At 35.0% G+C, this 22,213-nt stretch carries 20 protein-coding genes; 12 read left to right on the top strand and 8 right to left on the bottom strand.

What is annotated here, in order from left to right; all coding sequences use genetic code 11:
• The first annotated feature begins 213 nt into the window (after window positions 1-213).
• Window positions 214-4,047 carry an AAA domain-containing protein gene (locus METEV_RS00745; protein WP_013193644.1) on the top strand — a complete coding sequence of 1,278 codons (3,834 nt, stop codon included), beginning with the start codon at window positions 214-216 and terminating at the stop codon, window positions 4,045-4,047.
• A gap of 301 nt (window positions 4,048-4,348) precedes the next feature.
• Here the strand turns inward: METEV_RS00745 and METEV_RS12800 are convergent, their stop codons facing one another.
• Window positions 4,349-4,474, bottom strand: a complete 126-nt coding sequence (locus METEV_RS12800) for a hypothetical protein (RefSeq protein ID WP_269634937.1) — start codon at window positions 4,472-4,474, stop codon at window positions 4,349-4,351.
• Window positions 4,475-4,612: 138 nt separating this feature from the next.
• Entirely contained in the window at window positions 4,613-5,167 is a 555-nt protein-coding gene (locus METEV_RS00735; protein ID WP_013193642.1) for a hypothetical protein, read from the bottom strand.
• A gap of 305 nt (window positions 5,168-5,472) precedes the next feature.
• Between METEV_RS00735 and METEV_RS00730 the strand changes: the two genes are divergently transcribed.
• The 7 genes from METEV_RS00730 (at window position 5,473) to METEV_RS00700 (ending at window position 12,316) form a co-directional block, all read left to right on the top strand.
• Complete coding sequence (locus METEV_RS00730; protein WP_013193641.1) at window positions 5,473-5,709, top strand: hypothetical protein; 237 nt, start codon at window positions 5,473-5,475, stop codon at window positions 5,707-5,709.
• 77 nt (window positions 5,710-5,786) lie between these two features.
• Window positions 5,787-6,935 carry a tyrosine-type recombinase/integrase gene (locus METEV_RS00725; protein ID WP_013193640.1) on the top strand — a complete coding sequence of 383 codons (1,149 nt, stop codon included), beginning with the start codon at window positions 5,787-5,789 and terminating at the stop codon, window positions 6,933-6,935.
• 509 nt (window positions 6,936-7,444) lie between these two features.
• Entirely contained in the window at window positions 7,445-8,353 is a 909-nt protein-coding gene (locus METEV_RS00720; protein ID WP_013193639.1) for a mechanosensitive ion channel family protein, read from the top strand.
• The gene (mpgP, locus tag METEV_RS00715) at window positions 8,350-9,159 is read left to right on the top strand and encodes a mannosyl-3-phosphoglycerate phosphatase (RefSeq protein ID WP_013193638.1); all 810 of its coding nucleotides are present in this window, start codon (window positions 8,350-8,352) and stop codon (window positions 9,157-9,159) included. Before METEV_RS00720 ends, mpgP begins: the two co-directional genes overlap by 4 nt.
• Window positions 9,160-9,216: 57 nt before the next feature.
• Window positions 9,217-9,753, top strand: coding sequence for a hypothetical protein (locus tag METEV_RS00710; RefSeq protein ID WP_013193637.1), 537 nt, complete (start codon window positions 9,217-9,219; stop codon window positions 9,751-9,753).
• A 14-nt stretch (window positions 9,754-9,767) separates the two neighbouring features.
• The gene (locus METEV_RS00705) at window positions 9,768-10,991 is read left to right on the top strand and encodes a glycoside hydrolase family 15 protein (protein ID WP_232216892.1); all 1,224 of its coding nucleotides are present in this window, start codon (window positions 9,768-9,770) and stop codon (window positions 10,989-10,991) included.
• Between the two features lie 188 nt (window positions 10,992-11,179).
• The gene (locus tag METEV_RS00700) at window positions 11,180-12,316 is read left to right on the top strand and encodes a DegT/DnrJ/EryC1/StrS family aminotransferase (RefSeq protein WP_013193635.1); all 1,137 of its coding nucleotides are present in this window, start codon (window positions 11,180-11,182) and stop codon (window positions 12,314-12,316) included.
• Window positions 12,317-12,328: 12 nt separating this feature from the next.
• Here the strand turns inward: METEV_RS00700 and METEV_RS00695 are convergent, their stop codons facing one another.
• Complete coding sequence (locus tag METEV_RS00695) at window positions 12,329-14,266, bottom strand: hydantoinase/oxoprolinase family protein (RefSeq protein WP_013193634.1); 1,938 nt, start codon at window positions 14,264-14,266, stop codon at window positions 12,329-12,331.
• A 226-nt stretch (window positions 14,267-14,492) separates the two neighbouring features.
• Between METEV_RS00695 and METEV_RS00690 the strand changes: the two genes are divergently transcribed.
• Entirely contained in the window at window positions 14,493-15,422 is a 930-nt protein-coding gene (locus METEV_RS00690; RefSeq protein ID WP_013193633.1) for a permease, read from the top strand.
• Between the two features lie 128 nt (window positions 15,423-15,550).
• On the opposite strand, the gene METEV_RS00685 is transcribed toward METEV_RS00690, so the two are convergent.
• A complete protein-coding gene (locus METEV_RS00685) occupies window positions 15,551-17,002 on the bottom strand; it encodes a dihydrolipoyl dehydrogenase (RefSeq protein ID WP_013193632.1) in 1,452 nt (483 codons plus the stop codon).
• Between the two features lie 154 nt (window positions 17,003-17,156).
• On the opposite strand from METEV_RS00685, the gene METEV_RS00680 reads away from it, so the two are divergent.
• A complete protein-coding gene (locus tag METEV_RS00680) occupies window positions 17,157-17,576 on the top strand; it encodes a nucleoside 2-deoxyribosyltransferase (protein WP_013193631.1) in 420 nt (139 codons plus the stop codon).
• Window positions 17,577-17,585: 9 nt separating this feature from the next.
• Here the strand turns inward: METEV_RS00680 and METEV_RS00675 are convergent, their stop codons facing one another.
• From METEV_RS00675 to METEV_RS00665, 3 genes are all read right to left on the bottom strand, one after another.
• A complete protein-coding gene (locus METEV_RS00675) occupies window positions 17,586-17,963 on the bottom strand; it encodes a DUF5830 family protein (protein ID WP_013193630.1) in 378 nt (125 codons plus the stop codon).
• Entirely contained in the window at window positions 17,956-18,711 is a 756-nt protein-coding gene (locus METEV_RS00670) for a DUF166 domain-containing protein (protein WP_013193629.1), read from the bottom strand. The genes METEV_RS00675 and METEV_RS00670 overlap by 8 nt, the downstream gene beginning before the upstream one ends.
• Before the next feature lie 339 nt (window positions 18,712-19,050).
• Entirely contained in the window at window positions 19,051-19,440 is a 390-nt protein-coding gene (locus METEV_RS00665) for a GNAT family N-acetyltransferase (RefSeq protein WP_013193628.1), read from the bottom strand.
• Between the two features lie 168 nt (window positions 19,441-19,608).
• On the opposite strand from METEV_RS00665, the gene glmM reads away from it, so the two are divergent.
• Complete coding sequence (gene glmM, locus METEV_RS00660; RefSeq protein ID WP_013193627.1) at window positions 19,609-20,958, top strand: phosphoglucosamine mutase; 1,350 nt, start codon at window positions 19,609-19,611, stop codon at window positions 20,956-20,958.
• Between the two features lie 5 nt (window positions 20,959-20,963).
• Here glmM and METEV_RS00655 read toward each other — a convergent pair whose 3' ends face one another.
• Window positions 20,964-21,578, bottom strand: coding sequence for an endonuclease dU (locus METEV_RS00655; protein WP_013193626.1), 615 nt, complete (start codon window positions 21,576-21,578; stop codon window positions 20,964-20,966).
• Between the two features lie 368 nt (window positions 21,579-21,946).
• Between METEV_RS00655 and METEV_RS00650 the strand changes: the two genes are divergently transcribed.
• Window positions 21,947-22,198 carry a hypothetical protein gene (locus tag METEV_RS00650; protein WP_013193624.1) on the top strand — a complete coding sequence of 84 codons (252 nt, stop codon included), beginning with the start codon at window positions 21,947-21,949 and terminating at the stop codon, window positions 22,196-22,198.
• Window positions 22,199-22,213 lie beyond the last annotated feature (15 nt).

The following is a 22,213-nucleotide window of genomic DNA, read 5'->3' as shown; positions in this document are numbered from 1 at the left end:
CATATGTAACATGACTTATAACTAAAAAACACTAGTTGTTAGTAATAGAGACATGGTACAAATTAATATATATAATTTTGCATTGTTATAGTTAGTTAGTCGGTGTGATGTACATAGTTTTTAACCAAAAAGAAGCAAAATATATCACCTAATTTAAGTTCAATCTTATGAAGCGAATATTATTAAATAATCAATCCTAATCAAAAATTGACCATGACTAAATCCAACCTGAATCCCTCTTTAATTGCACGATATTTCTACCATGATTGTGAACGTTATCTCCGGTATCATGCTACACCTTTAGATGAAAGGAATAATGAAGGCATTCCTAAAATAGAACAGGATCAAAACCCTATAATGAGAGTTTTATTAAAAGCAGGCATTGAATGGGAAGAAGAAGTAATTACTGAAAAATTAGTAGATAATGTTATAGTCCCTGATGGTGAAGGTGCATTAAATGAAAGAGCTCACACATTTGATGAAACCTTAAAAATTATCAAGGATATAAAGTCAGGTCACAATATATACCAACCTACAATACACGTTCCTGAACAGTTTTTAAAAAAATATAACCTCTCATCAGATCTATGCAGATTCCCACCATGTAGGCCTGATTTAATAAGGCTTGTAGAAAATAATGGAAAATATGTGCTGCAAATAATAGATATAAAAGCCAGCGAAGATATAACACCTAGCCACCGAGTCCAAACAGCGCTATATTCATTGATGCTGCAAGAATCCTTGAAAGAACAGGGTTATGACATTGAAGTAGATCTAAAACAAGCAGGCATCTGGCTTTATGAACAAGATGAACCTGAATTATTTGACCTGCATTTCGATATTAAGATGGTGGAAGATTTTCTTCGGAACCATTTACCTGTTATCCTAGAATCACCTATTGATAAATTATCCTGGCATTTATATCATAGATGTGAATTATGTGAATTCTATAGACACTGCAAATCAGAAGCAGAGAAGAATGAATCAGTATCAATGATTCCTTATTTATCTTCAAACGGTAAAAAGTACCTATGTAATGACAGGTTATCTGTAAATTCACTATCTGAATTAGAATCGTTTTTAAAAAATGATGATGCTGAAAACTACCTGGAAGATTGTGGGTCCCTTAGAAATCAGAAACACAAGTTATTAACTACCACTCAAGCTTTAAAAAATAATGAGCCGGTCCTTACAGGCAGAGTTTCATTGAATCTACCGATTAATGAAAGTGTAGCATTATTCATCACGATACAAAATGACCCAGTTTCATCCAGGATATATTCAATAGGGTATAGAAGGTTTAAAGGAAAACAGGTATATGAAAATACATCAAATGAAAAAATCTACATCGCCAGTTATCCAGATGAATGTACTGAAATCCAGAAAAAGTTTCTAATTGATTTATATGATGAACTAAAAACTTTGCACGATTATAACCGTGAAAGAGAATGGACTGAACAAAAATCGCTTCAGACTTATGTTTTTGACAGTTATGAACTCCAATTATTCTATGACCTCCTTAATGAATTTACCAAAGAATCCGAAATGGCACCTATAGCCCTCAGGTTACTTTTCTATTTCCAGAATACAAACTTAGCAGGACAAGTAGAACACCCACCTACAGAAATAAAACACCCAATAGTAATTCTAACAAATGAGATAGACCAGCTCGTAAGTTTACCAGTTCCATTTTCATTAAGATTACCAGAGATATCTAAGGTTCTCCAGAGTCCTGATTTTAATTATGATTTTGAACCTAGTGACCTATTCTGGTTCGAACAGAGTAATGTCATGAAATCCGATACTATCACAATGGTATGGGATGGAACTAGACCTGAAGCTGTAGACTGGATAAAGAACGAACTTTCGAAAAGGCTACTTGCAACGAGTAGTGTATTGGAAGGTTTGCGTTATATTGCAAAGGATAAATTGATTACATGGTCTCAGAAATTCAAGATACCGGATTCTTACTATTTTGAAAATAAGGAACTTTCACAGCTGTCATTTATAACTCGATATGAATCTTATATGACTGCTATGGATATCCGCGAAAAACGATCTCTTCCTAAACCAGAACGAATCAGAGAAGGCATCAGTGTACCTGTCGAGTGTATGGGTTTAAACATTTGGAGAGTTACAAAACCTATCGATTATACTCTTTTTGAGAAAAATGAAGAGTTCAGTCATATTTTGGTGCCTGATAATGAAGAGGGAGAAAAAGCGCAGATATCATTCGATGATTACACTTTCCGTTCTGAGATAAACGATTCTAGAAATACAGGTGTAAACTTTGCAATCATAGATGAAAAGAAAGTGGACCCCAAAGATGGGAAATTGAAATTGTTATATCTGGATGTCAAATATAATAAAAACCAGGAACATTTCAATACTGGAGATAAAGCAGTTCTTCACCCAAGGTTTACAGATTTTACATCCAGACGGATTATGAGAAAATTAAGTGAACTGGATGAACAGGATGATAGCGGATTTCTGGAACTTATAAGGACACCACAAACGTTTAACAAACCAATGTATGAAGCTGACAATCTATTAAACGAAGCTCTTTGTTTGAGTGATTCATCTGGATTTACATCTAGTCAGATGAAAGCTTTTGAGCATATGGTTAAAAACCGTTTAACTCTTGTTTGGGGTCCACCTGGTACTGGTAAAACCTATTTCCTTGCAAAATCTGTTCTTAACATCTTGAAAACGTGGAAAAATAATGGTTATAGATTCCATATAGCAATCACTGCATCTACACACGCTGCTATCGAAAATCTTCTTCTAAAAATCCAGGAAATTTCGAAAGATTATGATTTCGATAATTTACCCGTTTATAAATTAAAATCCGCAAAAACTGCTCCTAGTAAAGAATCACTACAAGTGTGTCAAGAATATGAAGTGGACGATTTATTAAACTTCCAACATTTAGTAGTCGGGGGCACTGTTAATAGTCTGGATAAAGTTGGTAGGAAAATACCAACCATAGATATGCTTATTGTTGATGAAGCATCCCAGGTCAAACCTGCTGAAATAGCGCTTGGGATGTCTATAATTGATTACGGAAAAAGGTTGGTCCTTGCAGGTGATGATCTGCAACTTCCGCCTATAATCAATGTTGATTATCCAGAATCTGATGAAGGATTGCCAAGTTTACATGACTCTATTTTTTCATATCTGCGTCGCAGGGATAATGAAAATAATCCATATACACAACAACTTCTTGAAAACTGGCGTATGAACAAAACGTTATCTAGATTTTCTGCAGAGACTCTGTACGGATTAGATTATATTCCTGCAACAGATAATATAGGTTTACAGAAACTGGAATTGGGAACACCTTTACAAGCTAATGGTTTACCTGATTCTTATGAGAAATTGCTAGAATCTATAGTTGATTCAGAGTATCCTTTAACCGTTTGTATTTTAGAGAATGTTCAGGCATCTGTTGAAAACGAGATTGAAGCAGAAATCGTAGCAAGGTTATCGGTTTTGCTTCGTAATAACCTGTTATCTGAAGATTGGAGATATTATCCGAATAATGAAGAAGGAGACAGGAAATTTTGGAAAGATGGACTTTTTATTGTGAGTCCCCATCATTCCCAGATAAAGACTATACATAATCATCTGGATTCTTTAAGGAGCTGGAGCCATTATCCATTTGTAGATACTGTTGACAAAATGCAGGGTCAGGAGACACAGGCAGTTATTGTAAGCTATGGTGTAAGCGATGTTGAAACTGCACTAAACGAAGCTGAGTTTATTTACAGTTTGAATAGATTGAATGTATCTGTTACAAGAGCAAAATCCAAATGTGTATTGTTTTTACCCCGTCCATTACTTGAACCATCAGTAGAACTTTTACAGAATGAAGATGCATCTAATGGCCTCCATCATATGTTGAATCTGGTTGATTTTTGTAGGAAATATGGGAAAGAAAAATCATTTGATCTGGATTTTGGCAGCAGAAATGGTGTAAACCTTACAGTGTTAAAAGCAAGTATTAATTTCCCATTTATGAAGGAGTTTAGCTTTAAAATAAGCTAATCTTGGTACTGTAGATATCCTATTAAATCAATATCATCCAGATTAAAATAACAGGATTCACCAGTATAATCTAATACATCCTAAAAATGTATTAATCTTTATAGAAACTTTAAAGATATTTAGATTGTAGGGGTTAGGAGTTGGGAAAACGCCCCCTGCAGATTTGATTCCTCTTAAGAATTCTCCCAAATAACTTGATTATTAAGTAAGTTCTATGAATTATCTATTTCGTCCAATGGTCCTGTAACATTTTTTATACCCTTAACATACAGTGAATTATCATATTATATCCAGGTAAAATTTATTTCATATTTGTCATCATTTCAAACGGTTCTAATAGTTGCTCTTTAATTGTTTCATTATCGCTTTTATAATCATCTGAATAAATATATCCTGAATAAGCATCTATGTTCATAAACCTATACATTAAATAAATTATTTTATTATTAGAGATATATTCTCTCAACTTGATTCTCATATTTCCTATGTACTCATCATCATATTGCCCTAAAATCAATTTTTTACCTGACCCAATTTGGTATCCCGCTACTAGGCAATTATCGAACTATGAAAGGTCATATTCTAGGTCTTCATCAAATTGTCTTAAACACTTTATATAATTGTCAGTTGAAGATAAAATAAAGTTCAATCCTAGTACTGTATATTTTAATTGCTTTTCCAAAATATTTACCTCATGTTCATATACTCCAGTATCCTCCATTTCAACTAATTTTTTATCTAAATGTTCTATCACCTGTGGTATCATTTCATGATAAAAATCTGAATTCATTAACATATAGTAATTGGATTCATCATAAACATATGTCAGTAGGAATCTTAATGTGGTTAGATTTTTTTTCAATTTATAGCCCACCACTGCTCTTCCACTATCACTGATACCTGCAGGCAATGGTCCTTCCAAAAGATATTGCATCTTTTTTAAATGTAACTTGTGTAGGTTTTTATAATCAGTACTTATATTTTTAGAATTTAAGTGTTTAAGCAAATCGTTATTTGCTATTATATCATTTTTTTCTACATAATACTTTAAAGCCTCTTTTCTCAACGTAGGATTTCTACCTAAAGGAGCTTCAGGTATATCAGAACCTATATCTGTCATATAGGTTAACATATTACTTCATTTTAATAGATTTTACGACTAATCTATAGGACTTGTAACTTAATTTTTTATTATACATGAAACTCAAGTATATAGTTTATATTGAGAATTATACCAAATTCCAATACCACGTTTATATCGAATCCTCCAAAAATTATATAAATTATGAGAGTTGTCTGATTTTTTAGCTACAAAAACTAACACCTTGATTTTACAAATTCACAAGATGTAATTAAAACAAGTTTTTAGTTTTTGTAGATGATTATCACGTAGAAATAAAAAACAAACAAACAACGGTGATTCCATTGAAAAACGATTGTAAAAACAATAAAAACAGAAAGCATAGCCAAGAAAATAAAAAAATAAGATTTGTAGATGAAGATGGTCATAAAAGATCTTTAAATATACTAGAGAGTGACCAAATCTCAATCGCTCAGTATTGTGAAGATAACCAAGAGTGGATAGAATTCATGGAAAAATTCGGAAACGATTGGGAAAGAAAAGCCGTCAAGATTCTGAAGTTAGTAGCCAACTCAAATTAAAACTGAGAATTATACTTTGCAAGGATGATTCCTTGTAAAGAAATTCATTATTATAACTGAAAAAGGAGTGACAAACAATGACTTTTCATGGTGAAGATAAAAAACTGAAAAATATGGAAAAACAAATACGTGGAGAAACATACTGTGAAGAAAATAAAAATCTAATACTTAAATACAAAAACATATTATTTGCCAAATCCTCAAGCCCACATACTGTTCTCAATTACCTAAACAATTTGAACCAGATATCGAAAATGTGTGAAAAGCCTATTGAAAATTTTGACAAGGATGACATTATATCCCTGCTAGGTAAAATTGAACAATCTGGATATAAACCCAGTACAAAAAACTTGTACAGAGTTAATCTTAAGAAATTCATCAAAGATATGGAATTGGATGTTCCTACCGACATTATAAAAACAGGAAAAAATTCCAACCAACATAAACTTCCTGAAGATTTAATCACAGAACATGAAGCTAAGATGATGATTGATTCAACATCTAGTTTAAGAGATAAAGCATTGATGTCAGTATTATACGAATCAGCTGCCAGGGTAGGTGATTTGTCAGAACTCAGAATAAAAGATATCGATTTTAATAAACGAGACGGCACATATCTTAGACTAGATGGTAAAACTGGCGCAAGAAGAATAAAACTGATTGCAAGCACACCATATATAACTTCATGGTTAAATAATCACCCTGAAAAAGAAAACCAAAACGCACCTGTATGGCTCAGTAAAATCAAAAACCAACCACTAAAATATCAGGGCGTCCGTAGAGTTCTAAAAATCGCCGCTGAAAAAGCACAAATTCAAAAAGATATACATCCACATTTATTTAGACATTCACGAAGCACATTTCTAGCCAATCATTTAACACCTTCACAATTAGAATCTTACATGGGATGGGAACACGGGTCTCGAATGCCAGCTATCTATGTCCATCTCTCTGGGCAAGATCTGGACCATGCAATTGACAAAATACATGGCAAAGAAGACGAAGAAGACGAAAAAGATGATTCTGAATTCACTAATAGATACTGCCCAAGATGTGGAAAGATGAATGAAACCACTGCTAAATTTTGCAATGTTTGCGGCGCAGCGTTAGACATTACAAACGCCATAGAAATAGATGAAAAAAGAAACGAAGTGATAAACAAATTAATGGAAATGATTGCCAACAATCCAGAACTAGCAGAAATGCTGAAAGAATATAATGGTTAAGGGTGTATATATCAACTTAAAATAAAAATTAAAAACTTAAGTTAAAATATTCTAAAAGGTAGCTTAAAGTTTAACAATAAAACTTGTTGACAATTACCCTCTACAGTAAAAAATAGAGGTTCTTAGCTACCAATTCCACCTTACCATTTTGTATTGGATATCATAATTAAAATGCATTTCTAATTTTCAAAAAGAGATAATTCTCATTATTTATCTAATGCTTTATATTATTCAAATTAATCCTTATAAGGTCAATTAAACGACTGTTCTCAATAAAAGAGAAAGAATACCTAATATAAAACTAATTATTATGTTAAGATTAAATAAATATAACCAGAATTACTTATCTACATTTATTCCTAATGTAAATAGTACGCATTAATAGAATATGCTATTTATAAAAGTACTTTTTTGTATCTTGACAAAATCCTGCAGGAAACATAAGCTATAAAAATATAAATAATAATTTTACCTTAATAAATATACAATAATTTTTAAACTGGAGAAGAATGGTACTTGAAGAATATATACCTGAATGGCTAATGAAAAACCTTGCAAACCTTGTGTTTGTATTAGCTGTTATAATAGCATCATTTATTATAGCAAAAATAGTGGACAGAGCACTCAAAACCTATTTTGGTATTGTAAGTAAAAAAATGGTCATTGACGAAACCGTATATGGTCTCGTAAGGCGAATCAGTGTTGCTCTCGTCTATTTTGCAGGTATAATTGTCATTATATTAAGTGTACCATTCTTACGTAATATATCACTTGCTTTGTTTGCAGGTGCGGGTTTTGCAGGAATTGTCGTTGGTATGGCTGCACAGAGCACACTGTCAAATGTAATAGCAGGAGTATCCCTTGCTACTTTCAGACCTTTCAGGGTAGGCGACCGTGTGAATATAAATAATGAATATGGAACGGTCACTGACATTACACTCGGACATACAGTTGTAAATACATGGGATAATCGCAGGCTTATGATACCAAACCATATAATTAGCGATCAGTCGATAATCAACTGGACTATTGAAGATTCAACTGTTTTATGGCCAATTGATATGGGTATCAGCTATGATTCTGATATTGACCATGCTAAGTCTATAATGATCGAAGAGGCAAGAAAACATCCCAATGTAATGAGATATGAAGATATAATCAATTACCACCCTATGTCCAGTAAGGATGAAGGAATTGAGGTATATGTTACCGAATGTGGTGACTTTGCCGTCAACCTTCGCTTGTTTGTATGGATTGTTACCAGAGGCATAGCCTATACAACTGGATGTGAATTAAGAGAAGCAATAAAGAAAAGGTTCGATGCTGAAGGCATAGAGATTCCGTTCCCATATCGCACTATTGTCTACAAAAAAGATATTATGGAAGAAAAGGAACAGTTATATAGGGAAAATAAATGAATTATGTTGTATATACAGACCTTGATGGAACACTTATAGACCACGATACCTATTCCTATGAACCTGCAAAACCCGCACTTGAATTACTGGAAAAACATAACATACCACTAATAATCTGCACAAGCAAAACAAGAGCAGAAATAGAAGTTTATGTTAAGAAACTGAATTCTCCACATCCGTTTATATCCGAAAATGGAGGTGCCATTTTCATACCAAAAGGGTATTTTGATGTAGATTATGATTATACCATAACCTACAAAAATTACAATATTATTGAACTTGGCACTGAGTATCCAAAATTAAGACAAGTTCTTGAGGATATTAAAAGTTCAGTTGATGTAGAAATTCTCGGTTTTGGAGATCTTGATGATGAAAATGTAAGCAAAGATACTGGGTTAGATATTGAATCTGCTCGACTCGCAAAGATGCGGGAGTATGATGAAGCTTTTAAAGTTAAAGGGGAAGAAAAAAATGTAGCAGACAGGATAATCGAGATTATAAAATCACATGGTCTAAATTATACCAGAGGGGGGAGATACTGGCATCTAATTGGTGATAATGATAAAGGTAAAGCAGTAGAGATATTATCAGACATATACGAAAAACAATTCGGAAACCTACAAACTGTAGGCCTTGGAGACAGTTTAAATGATTACCCGATGCTAAAATCGGTAGATATACCGTACCTTGTCCAAAAACCCGGGGGTAAACACGACGATTCCATTACAGACAGTAAAATAAACAGGATTGAGGGAATTGGTCCAAAAGGATGGAATCAGGCGATAATTAATTTGATATCCAGATAATACGGATTGATAATATTTTATACAATATAATACAAATTTAGTAGGGGAGAGTACTGTATGATAAGACTTGAAAATATGTTGCCTAAAGCACTTTTAACCGGTGTGTTAAAAATGGTGGACCTTGATGGTCCTGAAAAAACCTTGAAATGGCTTGAAGATATAGGCAAAGACCTTGCTGAAATAGAGGGAGCTGGATTTGAAGGGGGACGTGATGACAATATACTCTATTTACCCATCTGCCCCTTCGGGGGAGAATTGATTGAATTTATCGAAATCTATGGCGAACAACCTGCACAATTCAAACAGGTAATTGAAGTTTCTGATAAAAAACGAGACAATTCTGATAACCCCTGGGATTATCCCGCATTATCCAATATACTGGGTGTCCTTCATTACAGTTATGTTAAAAGAAGGGCCGAAATGGCAGGTTTTAAAATCTTTAATCTGGGTTGTAGGTCTCCAATGAAAGATTATGATTATATAGCATATAACGAACAAGCAATAGAAAAGGTAAATATGACCAGAGAAGAGGTCGATAAATATCTTGAAAAAGCCTATTGTGTGTTTAAAATAGAACCAGCTAATACGGAGTGAGCCCTTTGAACCGAATGGAAGCGCATAAATTATATGAAAACAGCGTGAAAATCCTGAAAAAAAACCAGCATGAGAATGGAGGATTCTACGCGAGCCCCCCGGGAACCAGATATCCTTTTATATACCCAAGAGACCATTCAATAGCTATACTCGGTGCGATTTCTGCCGAGTTAATGGATCAGGCAAGATTAGGATTAGAGTTTATACTTAGTGCCCAGAAACCATTGGGTGAGTTCTCACAACGGTACGATATTGATGGAAATGATGCCAGTTATAAGGATCTACAGATTGATGGTACCGGATTGGTGCTTTATACACTGGGTAAATACTTTGAAGCAACAGGTGGTTCATTTTTTGAAGAAATGGCAGACAGGGATTTTGTATTAAAATACTGGAGCACCATACGAAATGCTGTTGAATTCATACTGATGAATAAAAATGAGGAAGTAGACCTTATCCATACTATAAACAGTATCCATGAATACCCTGCATACGAACACGGATTTGAAATTTATGCAAATTCTGCCTGTTGTGCAGGAATTCTTTCAGCAGTGGAAATGGGTAAAGCCATTGGTGCTGATGATAATGAACTGGATAGATGGAAAAATGAAGCAGAAAAGGTCAAAAATGCCATATTAACACGGATGTACAGTCCCAGAAGGCGGTCATTTATAAAATGCATACGCGTAAAAGACAAAAACAGCAAACCTATAGCATATGATGCCTTTGCATCCAGTGTTATAGATGTTGATGCCGCTGAATATGCACCTGCATATTTTGAATTAATCAGCAACCATGATATGAAAACCCAAGCAACTGTTAAACGTATTCACAGACACCTTTGGGATGATGAAATTGGAGGATTGAACCGTTATCCTGAACATTGGAACCGTAACAACGGTGGTTATGGACCTTGGTGTCATTTTACCTGTGAACTGGCAAACCACTTTATAGAGAATAACGACCAGGAATTGGCAGAAAAATACCTTGGATGGGTGGTGGACATGGCTCATGATTACCAGATGCCTGAACATATATCCACTATACAGCGCTTTGAACTTTGGGTGGAAGATTACACCAATGCTGAAATCTTAAGAGATAGCAAAATCAAAATGATTGAACAAACAAGAAACCACCCAAAATGGCAGGATGGACTTGCATACATTACAATTCCACTTATATGGCCTCATGCCGAATATATCAGGGCATATAATAATTATATGAGCAAATTTGAGTGATTCAATAAATAATATCACCTTGATTCATTCCTTATTTTAATCTAAAACTGGTAAACAGAAATTAATTTTTTTATATACTGGCAATTGTATTCTGTTAAATAAACATCAGGTAACTTTAAAATAAAGCAAGATTTTTCTACTACAGAGGATATATTACAGTTTAAAACAAACATCAAGTAAGTGATACTATGTCAGCCGAAATCTATTATAAATCAATACCAATTACAAAACCCATTGTACCAGAATTTGAAACAATCGCTCCTGATATATCCGAGATTCTGGAAGAAGGTAAAACTACTAATGCCAAGCATGTAGAAGAGTTGGAAAATACTGTTGCTGAATATCTGGGAGTCGAACACGCTGTAGCAGTATCAAGTTCTACTGCTGGAATGATGCTAACAATCAAAAGTATGGGGTTAAACGGAGAAGTGATACTTCCAGGATTTGATTTCCATTCGTCTGCAGATACTGTTTTATGGAACGGATTAAAATTAAAATTTGTTGACATCGACCCCGAGACATGGACAATCGATCCTGATAAAGTTGAAGAAAATATTACCGAAAACACATCTGCTATTTGTGGTGCACATATATTCGGAAATCCGTGTGATATAGAGAAACTGCAACAAATAGCAGAAGATAACAACCTTAAATTGTATTTTGATGCTGCACATGCTCTGGGTTCAAAATACCACAACGAATACATAGGTAATTTTGGAAACGCGGAAATATTCAGCCTGAACCCATCAACATCAAATTTTGTAGGTGAAGGAGGGATAGTTACAACAAACGATGATGATTTGAAAGATTATCTTTTGGCCGGAAGGAATTATGGAGATGAAAATGAACTAAGTTCCAGATTCCCTGCTTTTAATGCAAGAATGTCGGAATTTAATGCTGTCCTTGCCAATTATTCCCTACAGAATATCGAGAAAAACATCAGGTCACGTAACGGAGTAGTCACAAAATACAGAAATGTCTTGGGAAATATACCAGGAATCTCATTCCAGAAAATAACCGAACATTCAAGGAGTGCTTATAACGATTTTGCCATATCTATAAATCCTGATGAATTTGGTATGACAAGAGATGAACTGTCAGATAAACTATCCGAAGTTAATATTGAGACCAAAAAAAACTATTATCCACCAGTACACAGACAGCAGGCTTATTCTGAACATGCACAGTCAGAAACCGACCTGCCGGTAACAGACGAATTATCAGAACATGTATTGAGCCTACCTATATGGTCTCAAATGTCTTCCAACCTTGCGGGTAAAGTATGCACAAATATTCAGAAAATAAGGATGGATGTGTTAAAATAAATTAATCCATTCTCATTTTTTACTCTTTTTATAGTTGATGTTCCACACACCAACAAAAACAAGATTTGTTTCAACTGGTGTCCTACTGCTTCCATCCATGGAAATATCATCTCTATTCATTTCTATTTTTACACCATTTTTATCCAACCCCGCTTCATCCATATAATTAAATATCAATTCATGACCTCTCTTTTTTGTAAATTCTAACGCTTCATCATAGTCGTAAAACTCATCTCTTCTACCAGGTGAAAAAACAACAGCTTTCATCATATTGTTTTCATAATCATATACAGATTTAATTAATATATAGACTCTCTTTACACCTTTTCCAGCTATTGCACCAACTGCATTCCCCACTTCTGCAAATTCTGGAACTCTAATGTCAGCATCTATTGATTTTTTTAAATTGTTTTGATAAACCTGTGCTGATGCCCCTATTAAAATAAGCGGTATTAGGATTTTAATTTTGGAAAGATGACTATCATGAAGAATTTTATCGATTTCTGACCTGTCTACATTTTTGAGAACAAAAGATGTAAGATTCAAAGCAAGGTTATGTGTAACTTTATCTTTTACCTGCCCACAGAATTTATAGTTTAATGTATTTACCAGCCGTGATAAAAGAGTTGCTCCGATATGGGACGCATTAATATTCCAATATTCATAATCCCCAAGAATATGTAAAGCATCGGTTGGTGTAAACCCTATTGGCTGAATCAAACGTTTCTGAATAAGCGAATTTAGATATATATCAGGGGTAAAGGTTTCTCTAAATATCTCATTTATAGATGCTGGTTCATTGTTTTCGATTAATTCAAGTATCCGACTTTCGGATTCAGTAAGGTTGACAGGTTTTTCTCTGGTCTTAACATAAAATTTTGTAGGCTGGATATTTTCTGTCAACTGTTTACTGGAGGATATCCTCTCTTTTTTTAATTTGTTTACCAATCCAGGATAGGTTTCTGCTGCCACACATAAAGGAGTTACTCTTCTTGGTCCTATACGAATAGTCTGGTTTTTTACCCACACATGGCTATCTCCACCCATTGCAGACGTTTCCATTCGAAGTGCTCTTACTTTTGTCTGCCAACCTCCTACAACTGCACCGGTATCTACCAGTTCAGGAAGTCCGTTTTCCATCAAAGATACATCTGTACTTGTTCCACCAATATCAACTACTGCACAACTATCAAGATTTGTCAGATATGCTGCGCCCATAAGACTGGCTGAAGGACCTGAAAATATCAATTCTATTGGTTTCTCAAGTGCCTCATTAATTCCAACTATAGACCCATCACATTTTAACATCCGCATTTTAGCGTCTATACCTCTCCTCTCAATCTCGTATTTAACAGAATCTATAAATTTAGTAGTAATGGGCAATAGTTGAGCGTTTAAATAGGCAGTAATACCTCTTTCATATACTCCAAGGTCTTGAGAGAGTTCGTGACCGCAAACAACAGGGTAATCAGTTAATTCCTTGATTTTTTGCTTAACTCTTAATTCATGATCGGGATTTCTCACACTGAAATAGGATGACACTGCAAATGCTGATACTTTGTCTTTTACGTTTTTGATAAAATCTTCCACCTTCTCTTCATCCAGCTTGGAAGCCTCATCACCTCTTGTGGTATGCCCTCCACTTACTACAATATAGTGTTCTACATCTAAATCCTCAGGAACTTCATAATCTCCTACAAGTACCAAACCCACTGGATATCCGGTATTTTCAAGTACTGTATTGGTAGCCAGGGTAGTAGAAACAGAAACAATGTTAACACCCTTTAAATAAGAACAGTCCAATCCATCGATTGCATTTTTTACTCCTTCTACAAGGTCTGGATAGGTTGTTAATGATTTATAAAAATCTACAATGACACCATCATGGTTTCTCATTATTACAACATCAGTGTAGGTCCCCCCTGCATCAATACCAAGACTGTATTCCATATCAAACTCCTCATTTAATCATTATAACTAATTTATATAACTGCTTTTAATCCCTATCAGATATTGTGTGATGCTTTTATAAACATGTCGTGTTGCTGTATCAGTGTTAACTTGACAATTTCTTAGCACAGATGACAACATATAAGTAATTATTTCAATAATATTTGAAATAATAATACTGATATAAGACCACTATAACCTAAAATAAGAATGAGGCATATAAAACATGGTATTTGAAATAATAGCAGATTATATCGTATCTCTAACCGGTTTAACGGGTAATGCTGCTGAAGCCCTGCATTTTTGGATATATGATAGCCTAAAAATTATTACTATATTACTTCTTGTTATATTTGGGATTGGTTTTCTGAGAACTTATCTCGCCCCTGAAAAATTAAGAGATTATCTTAAAGGTAAACATAGTATATTTGGATATGGTATAGCTGCACTTTTGGGAATTGTATCTCCTTTTTGCTCCTGTTCAACAATCCCCCTATTTCTCGGGTTTGTCAGTGCAGGTGTGCCATTTGGTATGATTATTACATTCCTTTTTGTATCACCTATGGTAAATGAAGCCGCTATTGTGGTCCTTTTGGGGACACTCGGCTGGAAAATTACCGGTTTATATGTACTTGGAGGTGTAGTTGTAGGTTCATTTGGAGGGTTTTTACTAAACAATCTTGGATTTGATAAATATGTTGAAAAATTCGATTTTGGTGCCCAAACCTATTGTGAGGAAGATGTATCCATCAGGGAAAGGTGCAATATAGCCTACACTGAAGCCAAGAATATTGTTAAACAAATCATACCTTATGTACTGATAGGTGTAGGTTTGGGTGCACTTATCCACGGATTTGTCCCACAGGAAATCATAACAAGTTATTTAACAGGTTCACTTGCGGTACCTGGTGCTGTTATAGTAGGAATCCCAATATATACCAATATAATGGGTGTTATTCCTGTAATAGAAAGTCTGGTTGGCAAAGGACTGCCTGTTGGCACTTCACTTGCATTCATGATGTCTGTTGCAGCATTATCCTTCCCGGAATTTGTTATGCTTAAAAAAGTTATGAAAAAACAACTAATAATTGCCTATGCCGGTATAGTTGGGCTGGGAATCACATTGATGGGTATTGTGTTTAATTTTATTTTCTAACCCATCTTTATACTAGCATAATCTTTATACTAGCATAAACTATACCTTTGATAAGTCCATATTTTAATTACACTTGAAAAAGGATATATTTGGATAAAAGGATTAAGCAAAATAAATCCTTTTATTTTTTATTGACCGGTTCTATAACCAGTGTATTCATCCAATCCCAGATGTTCAAGTATATGGTGATAATGATGAACAGGCATCAGGAAATAGAACGCATTTGTAACAACTTCGCTAAGTGATGGATGAATCGTCATACTGTCCATGATTGGAGCAGCGCTCTGGTCTGGTGTATACATTAAAGGTATTATCTGGTGAATTAAAATCGATGCATAAGGACCTATTATATGCGCTCCAAGGATTTTTTCTGAACTATATTCCATGATAATTTTTACAAAATCATCCTGAACCTTCATTGCCTGACCCTTGGCAGTCTCCTCATAACTGTAAAATCCGATGATTATATTATCTTCCCCGTATATTTCAACAGCTTCCTTTTCTTTCAAACCCACTGAAGCAATTTCAGGATGGGAAAAAACAGCATGGGGCACTGCATGATAATCCACCTCTATATTACGATTTAATATTGCATTCTGATATACAACATTGGATTCATAATTTGCCACGTGTTTGAGAAGATATTTGCCATTTGCATCTCCTAATGCCCAAACATTGGGTTTGGACGTTTCAAGATGGTCATCTACTTTTATCCAGCCTTTTTCATCGGTTTCTATACCCCCTTTTTCAGGGCGTAGTATATCTGTATTCGGACCTCTGCCGGTGGCTACCAGTATATCATCCACTGTTATCTCTTTATGCTCTCCACTACCTCTATCCTTAAAAATTACCTTCTTTTTGTTATCTTCATTTTGAACTTCAACAGCTTCATGGTTGGTATAGAGGTTCATATAGCCAGACATTTTATTCGTAGCAAGAGCCGATATTTCAGGTTCTTCTTCGGGAACAAACTGAGGATTGCGTCCTATCAGAGTCACATTTGAACCCATTGCTGAAAAGAAATGACCGTATTCAGCGGCTATATATCCCCCACCTATGACAGCTATACTTCCAGGAAGATTATCCATTTCAAGGACTGTATCACTTGTCAGATACCCCACTTCATTTAGACTTTTAACAGGCGGAATTACAGGCTTTGACCCTGTACAGATAAAAATCATATCAGAATATATAGTTTCGTTGCCTACTTTCATTGTATAAGGTTCCACAAATTCTGCTGATTCTGGATAATAATCCACATTTTTGCTTTCTGACAACCCTTGTCTAATCATATTGATGTCAGATGATATTTTATCCCTCATATTATCCATAATGTTTTTAAAATCAATATTTTGTATATCTACATTAATCCCGAAACGTTCAGCCGATTCAATATCTCTTATAAGTTCTGCAGGGTAAATCAATAATTTGGAGGGAATACAGCCTCTTGTGAGGCATATTCCCCCAGGTGCATCCTTATCAATTACTGCGATTTTAATTTCTGGGTTACTATCGATAATAGCATTTACAAAATTCATTCCAGAACCAGTTCCGATTATAATAAGGTCATAGTTTATCATTTACAAACCCCATTTTACAATATTGTATATTATCAGTTATCAGTGTATATATCACACTATCTTAAAAAACTATTATCCAAAAAGGTCAATTATACCCAACCTAATCTAGTTAAACCCAAATAGAACCTAAATCATAGAACATAAGGTGATATAATTGGACACCAGCAAAAAAGTATACATCGCAGGACCTCTGTTTTCTGAAGGTGAACTGGATTTTAACAAAAAATTAAGAGATGCCGTCGCTAAAAAAGGATTTCCTGTATACCTGCCGCAGGAACATACAGAAGATACTGTAGATATGCGTCATGAACATAAACAAAATTATATATTCCAGAATAATGTTGAAATCATCGATGATTCGGATATAATTCTTGCAGTCCTTGATGGTGCAGATGTTGATTCAGGTACTGCATGGGAAATCGGATACGCCTATGCAAAGGGAAAAATGATATTTGGTCTTAGAACCGATTTCAGGACAATGGGTTCAGAGGGCATGGTTAACCTCATGATAGATCAGTCAGCAGATGCGATTGCGTTTGATATACCCGGAGTTCTGGAAATATTCGAGCAATAAACCTAAGTTTTAATCAATGTAGTTTAGATGAATTTTTCTGACACAGGTTGAACCATAAGGACCAATAGTGTCCGATTCAAATTCAATATAGTAGCTGGTATTTAAGGACTTTCCGCAGAGTTTACATCTACTTTTGTCATCCTGTTTTATTATTCTGGGTTTTTCGAATTCAAGTGAAGATGCTTCAGGATTTAAATGATAGATATCATCTCTTTTTTCCACTATACCTTCACCAATCGCAGACGATAAAATTTCATCTACAACCTCGTAATTTTTCGCAACTGTATAATATAAAATATCCCTGAGTTCAATCGGTTGTAACTGATTAACATCCAGTGCCGCGATAATTTCCAGTCCCTTGTCAATATTATTGGTTCTGTTATCCATTATTTTCCGACATCCCTTCTTCTACACTTTTTCGTATTATAAATCCTGCCTGATGCAAAATGGTATCACCCAATTCTACATCCTTTTCCATGCTTGCTGTGCACGGATAAGAATGATGGGCTTTTGAAACCGTTTCTTTGTAATTATCTACATCTGTACCTGTAAGTTGTTTGGCTACAAACCATGTCGAACCGCATGGTGCATCCCTTAATACACGGACGAACCTGAAAGTATCGTTGTCTGTATTCAGTTCTATTTTTAACAGCGGTCTTCCAAAACCCAAATCAACAAACTGGTCTATTATTTTTTTACCGGTTTTTTCGAGAGAGCAAAAAGGCTTAGGGAACTCTGCTTCTACTCCTGCATTTTCAAGTTCATGTTTCACCTGCTCGACAAGTCCCGGTGGTGCAAGTTGGGGTCTCTCAACAGGTGATATAACTGCTGAAGATTTTGTTCTTCTGGCTATTTCTGGAAGTACGGTCAATAAATCAGGATGCAAATCAATGGCAAGAATAAGGTCTGTTTCTGACAAATTTTCAGGAATATATTCTGCAGGGTCATCAATTAACTCGGGCAGATCCTCTTGGAACTCATATGTTTGTACTATCAAATGAGATATACCTTTACGTACACTTCGGCAGTGGTCACAGAGTAACTCACCACAAGAAGTACAAAAATTTGTATTATTGATAAGGTTGCCTATTACTTTCTCACCAAATGCTCCGGTGTATAATACACTGATTTTCATTCTGCCAACCTATTCTGTGTTTAATATATTAATTGATTATCCTTACTGTAGATGTTTTTTTAATCTGAATTTTATAAACAAAAAATATTAAGTAATTTATTTACGTAAATTTGTTACGTAACTGACATCAGATAAAAAAAGAGGAGTAAGTGTCAGTTATAGATATTTAGAAACGAAACCAATAAAAATAAACAGGCTTCAACTCTTAAGCCTTCGATTTGGAGGGGTATCCAGATGGAGAACAAGAGTTTAAAAGTAAATCACCATCCAACAGTGAAAATTGTTAACTCCTGTCGATAAGCTGGATATATAGTTTAGTCGTGGGAGAGCAGTCAGTTTTTATATTAAAGGATAATACATAGTTATATATCCTCTATAATATACTTCATCCGCCCTTAAAAACCCGAGTTTATTAAAAAATTCAGGTGCAACAGTATGTACATAAATTCTTTCTCTTTGCTCTGGCTGTCTGTTCAGAATATACCTTACAAGTTTTGAGCCAATGCCTTTCGCCCGGTAATTTGGATGCACTGCAACTGTATGAATCTCGGGATGGTTTTGGTTTACTTCTGCGGCTATACCGATTATTTTTGTTCTATCAATGGTTTCAGCAACAATAAAATCATCTATAGCTACATCATCCATCTCGAGAAAACAGGTGGACAGAAGCAACCGAACAGATAACAAATCTACATTAGTAGCTTCCCTTATTCTTATATCCGAATCCATGTTAACTCTGGTTATTATTATACTTCAATAATGTTTATACTAAATACTGATGTAAGGATTTGATGTATAAAGGTATCCATAAATCTAAATATGTTACAAATGAATTGTCCTTACAAATAAAAAATCAGAACTGATAACAAAACAAAATGATTACAGTGGTGGATATAAATGGGATTATTTGGAACTAATGGAGTCAGGGGTATAGCCAACGAAGAAATCACACCTGAACTTGCTGTTGATATTGCTAAAAGTCTTGGTACTTATTTGGGCAATAATGCTACTGTAGCCATAGGAAGGGACACAAGGGTTTCAGGAAACATGATCAAATATGCTGCTATATCAGGTTCTCTTTCTTCAGGACTATCAGTTATTGATGTCGATATGGTACCTACACCATCTATACAGTACTACATAAAAAATACCAGAACTGATGCAGGTATAATTATTACTGCATCCCATAATCCTCGAGAATATAACGGGATTAAATTGATAGATGGTGATGGAACTGAATTTTCTCGAGAAGGGGAAAAAGAAGTGGAAAATATCTATTATTCAAAACAATATAATAATGCAGGATGGGAAAATACAGGTAATTTGCAGACAGATCATAATGTTAACGATTATTACATAAAAGGTATCATTAATTCAGTAGATGCGGAAAAAATCCAAAAGCAGAATTTCAAGGTTGTAGTGGATACAGGATGTGGTGCAGGTTCACTCACTCTCCCCTTTTTGCTCAGAAAACTGGGTTGTGAAGTGATAACAATCAATGCCCAGATTGATGGCACATTCCCATGGAGAAATCCTGAACCTACTCCAGACGTATTGGAAGAACTTTCAGAAATTATACGCCTCAGCGGTGCTGATATGGGCGTCGCACAGGATGGTGATGCAGATCGCGCTGTGTTTACAGATGAAAACGGGAACTTTGTAGATGAAGAAGTACTGCTTTCATTGGTGGCTAAGAATATATTGAACCAGAAAAAAGGACCAATTGTAACCCCTGTAAGCTCTTCCCAGCGTATGGCTGATGTTGCAAAGGAAGCAGGTGTTGAACTTATCTGGACTGCTGTAGGTTCCATAAATGTAGCCCGGAAAATGATGGAGATGAACGCTGTATTTGGTGGAGAAGGTAATGGTGGGCTAATATTCCCAGAACATCAATACTGCAGGGACGGTGCAATGTCATGTGCAAAGCTACTTGAAATAATGGCATCAGGTACACCACTGTCAAAGCTTGCTGAAGATGTTCCTGAATATTATAATTCCAAAACAAAGATACCCTGCAATAATCTGGAACACACCATGGAATGTATAAAGAAAAAGGTACATGAAGATAATGTAGGTATCAAAATTGATACAATAGATGGTGTCAAAGTATGGTTTGAAGATGGATGGGTTCTTGTAAGACCATCAGGAACAGAACCAATAATAAGAGTATACGCTGAATCAAAAACAATGAGCAGAGCAGAAAAACTTATGGAAAACGGTGCTCTTTGGATTAAAAATTGTGAATAATAGTATCAGGCCTTACCCCGGGACTCCCCGAATACTATGCCTGTGGCTATAAGGTGCGCTACTCTTAAAGGTTCAGGGATGTTACTTCTTGTAGATGTTTGCTGTACAATACGGCGAGCATCTTCTTCTTCTAACCCCGACCACTGGATGTATAAAGGGCTGCCTCTCTGGTCGGCATAAGTGGTTACTTCTGCAATTTTTCCTGCCTTTTTAATAATATCCATCCGTTTTTCTGGTTCTGGAAGATATTTAAGTGCTGATTCTATCTTTTCAAAATCAGGGTACTTACGCATTATAGCTACCACCGGCAAACCTGTCTCCTCGTTTAACTTTACAATATCAATGGGATTGAATCCGCCAAATGTTATACCATCAAGCATGATTACCCTGAGTTGTACAAAATGTTTGCTCGGTTTAACCATCTGTATTATAGTATCTGTACCATCCATACCATCACGGGTGATTTCAGAACGCAGTACACCGTCCAGCCAGTCACCACCCCGAAATACTGCTCCAACTATCATTATCCTGTCACTAAGAAGTGCAGAATCATCAATTCCCAGTACCCTTATCTCTGATTTTATATGAAGTCTGGTGTTTTTATCAGATATATTTCCCACTCCATTATAATTTTAAATTAAAAAAAGATGCATCTACAAAAACCAAGAAAACAACATATTATTGATTTCTGTTTTATATGTGGAGAGAAACTTATATTAGAATATTAACAATCCTACAATAATAGTTATAATCCACATTGCAAACATAACCCACATTACACTTCTCAGGGTTGCCGGGGAAACTTCGTCTGAGGCCATATTATACCTGTAATAGATTTTATAATATACTTTTAAATCTTATATCTATTTAGGTACATAAAAATTGTGATTTGTAGCTATAAATACAAAATTAAAAGACCATTTACCTTATTTTAAAATGAGAAACTAAATAAGGAGATTAAACCATAAAAATACACGAGGTTAAGTACATGAGTAATGTATACATCAATATTAATTACAGTCCGGAAACCTGTGGCTGGTGCAGAGGAACCGGTAATGACAGAAGCACTCATGAGAGACCATGTAGAATTTGTGAAGGACTTGGAAGTGTACTGGTTGCACAACCGGCTAACAGCTGTGCATGGTGTAACGGAAACAGTGTGGACAGAATAGACACCGATAAACCTTGTAGGTCATGTGACGGCACAGGATGGGCGCATTCACTGGCTAACGAAATGTAAAAAATAGGATAAAAT

Origin of the sequence: Methanohalobium evestigatum Z-7303 (genome assembly GCF_000196655.1) — an archaeon.
GTDB lineage: Archaea > Halobacteriota > Methanosarcinia > Methanosarcinales > Methanosarcinaceae > Methanohalobium > Methanohalobium evestigatum.
Note: the sequence above shows the minus strand (reverse complement) of the source record. Positions and strands in the feature narration are given on the sequence as shown.

What these genes read in the sequence shown, in the direction of transcription:
- glmM (WP_013193627.1), top strand. Translation starts at nt 19,609, where the DNA reads ATGGGATTATTTGGAACTAATGGAGTCAGGGGTATAGCCAACGAAGAA.
- METEV_RS00650 (WP_013193624.1), top strand. Translation starts at nt 21,947, where the DNA reads ATGAGTAATGTATACATCAATATTAATTACAGTCCGGAAACCTGTGGC.
- METEV_RS00725 (WP_013193640.1), top strand. Translation starts at nt 5,787, where the DNA reads ATGACTTTTCATGGTGAAGATAAAAAACTGAAAAATATGGAAAAACAA.
- mpgP (WP_013193638.1), top strand. Translation starts at nt 8,350, where the DNA reads ATGAATTATGTTGTATATACAGACCTTGATGGAACACTTATAGACCAC.
- METEV_RS00675 (WP_013193630.1), bottom strand. Translation starts at nt 17,963, where the DNA reads ATGGATAACAGAACCAATAATATTGACAAGGGACTGGAAATTATCGCG.
- METEV_RS00690 (WP_013193633.1), top strand. Translation starts at nt 14,493, where the DNA reads ATGGTATTTGAAATAATAGCAGATTATATCGTATCTCTAACCGGTTTA.
- METEV_RS00735 (WP_013193642.1), bottom strand. Translation starts at nt 5,167, where the DNA reads ATGACAGATATAGGTTCTGATATACCTGAAGCTCCTTTAGGTAGAAAT.
- METEV_RS00700 (WP_013193635.1), top strand. Translation starts at nt 11,180, where the DNA reads ATGTCAGCCGAAATCTATTATAAATCAATACCAATTACAAAACCCATT.
- METEV_RS00705 (WP_232216892.1), top strand. Translation starts at nt 9,768, where the DNA reads ATGGAAGCGCATAAATTATATGAAAACAGCGTGAAAATCCTGAAAAAA.
- METEV_RS00710 (WP_013193637.1), top strand. Translation starts at nt 9,217, where the DNA reads ATGATAAGACTTGAAAATATGTTGCCTAAAGCACTTTTAACCGGTGTG.
- METEV_RS00745 (WP_013193644.1), top strand. Translation starts at nt 214, where the DNA reads ATGACTAAATCCAACCTGAATCCCTCTTTAATTGCACGATATTTCTAC.
- METEV_RS00720 (WP_013193639.1), top strand. Translation starts at nt 7,445, where the DNA reads ATGGTACTTGAAGAATATATACCTGAATGGCTAATGAAAAACCTTGCA.
- METEV_RS00665 (WP_013193628.1), bottom strand. Translation starts at nt 19,440, where the DNA reads ATGGATTCGGATATAAGAATAAGGGAAGCTACTAATGTAGATTTGTTA.
- METEV_RS00670 (WP_013193629.1), bottom strand. Translation starts at nt 18,711, where the DNA reads ATGAAAATCAGTGTATTATACACCGGAGCATTTGGTGAGAAAGTAATA.
- METEV_RS12800 (WP_269634937.1), bottom strand. Translation starts at nt 4,474, where the DNA reads ATGTATAGGTTTATGAACATAGATGCTTATTCAGGATATATTTATTCA.
- METEV_RS00695 (WP_013193634.1), bottom strand. Translation starts at nt 14,266, where the DNA reads ATGGAATACAGTCTTGGTATTGATGCAGGGGGGACCTACACTGATGTT.
- METEV_RS00685 (WP_013193632.1), bottom strand. Translation starts at nt 17,002, where the DNA reads ATGATAAACTATGACCTTATTATAATCGGAACTGGTTCTGGAATGAAT.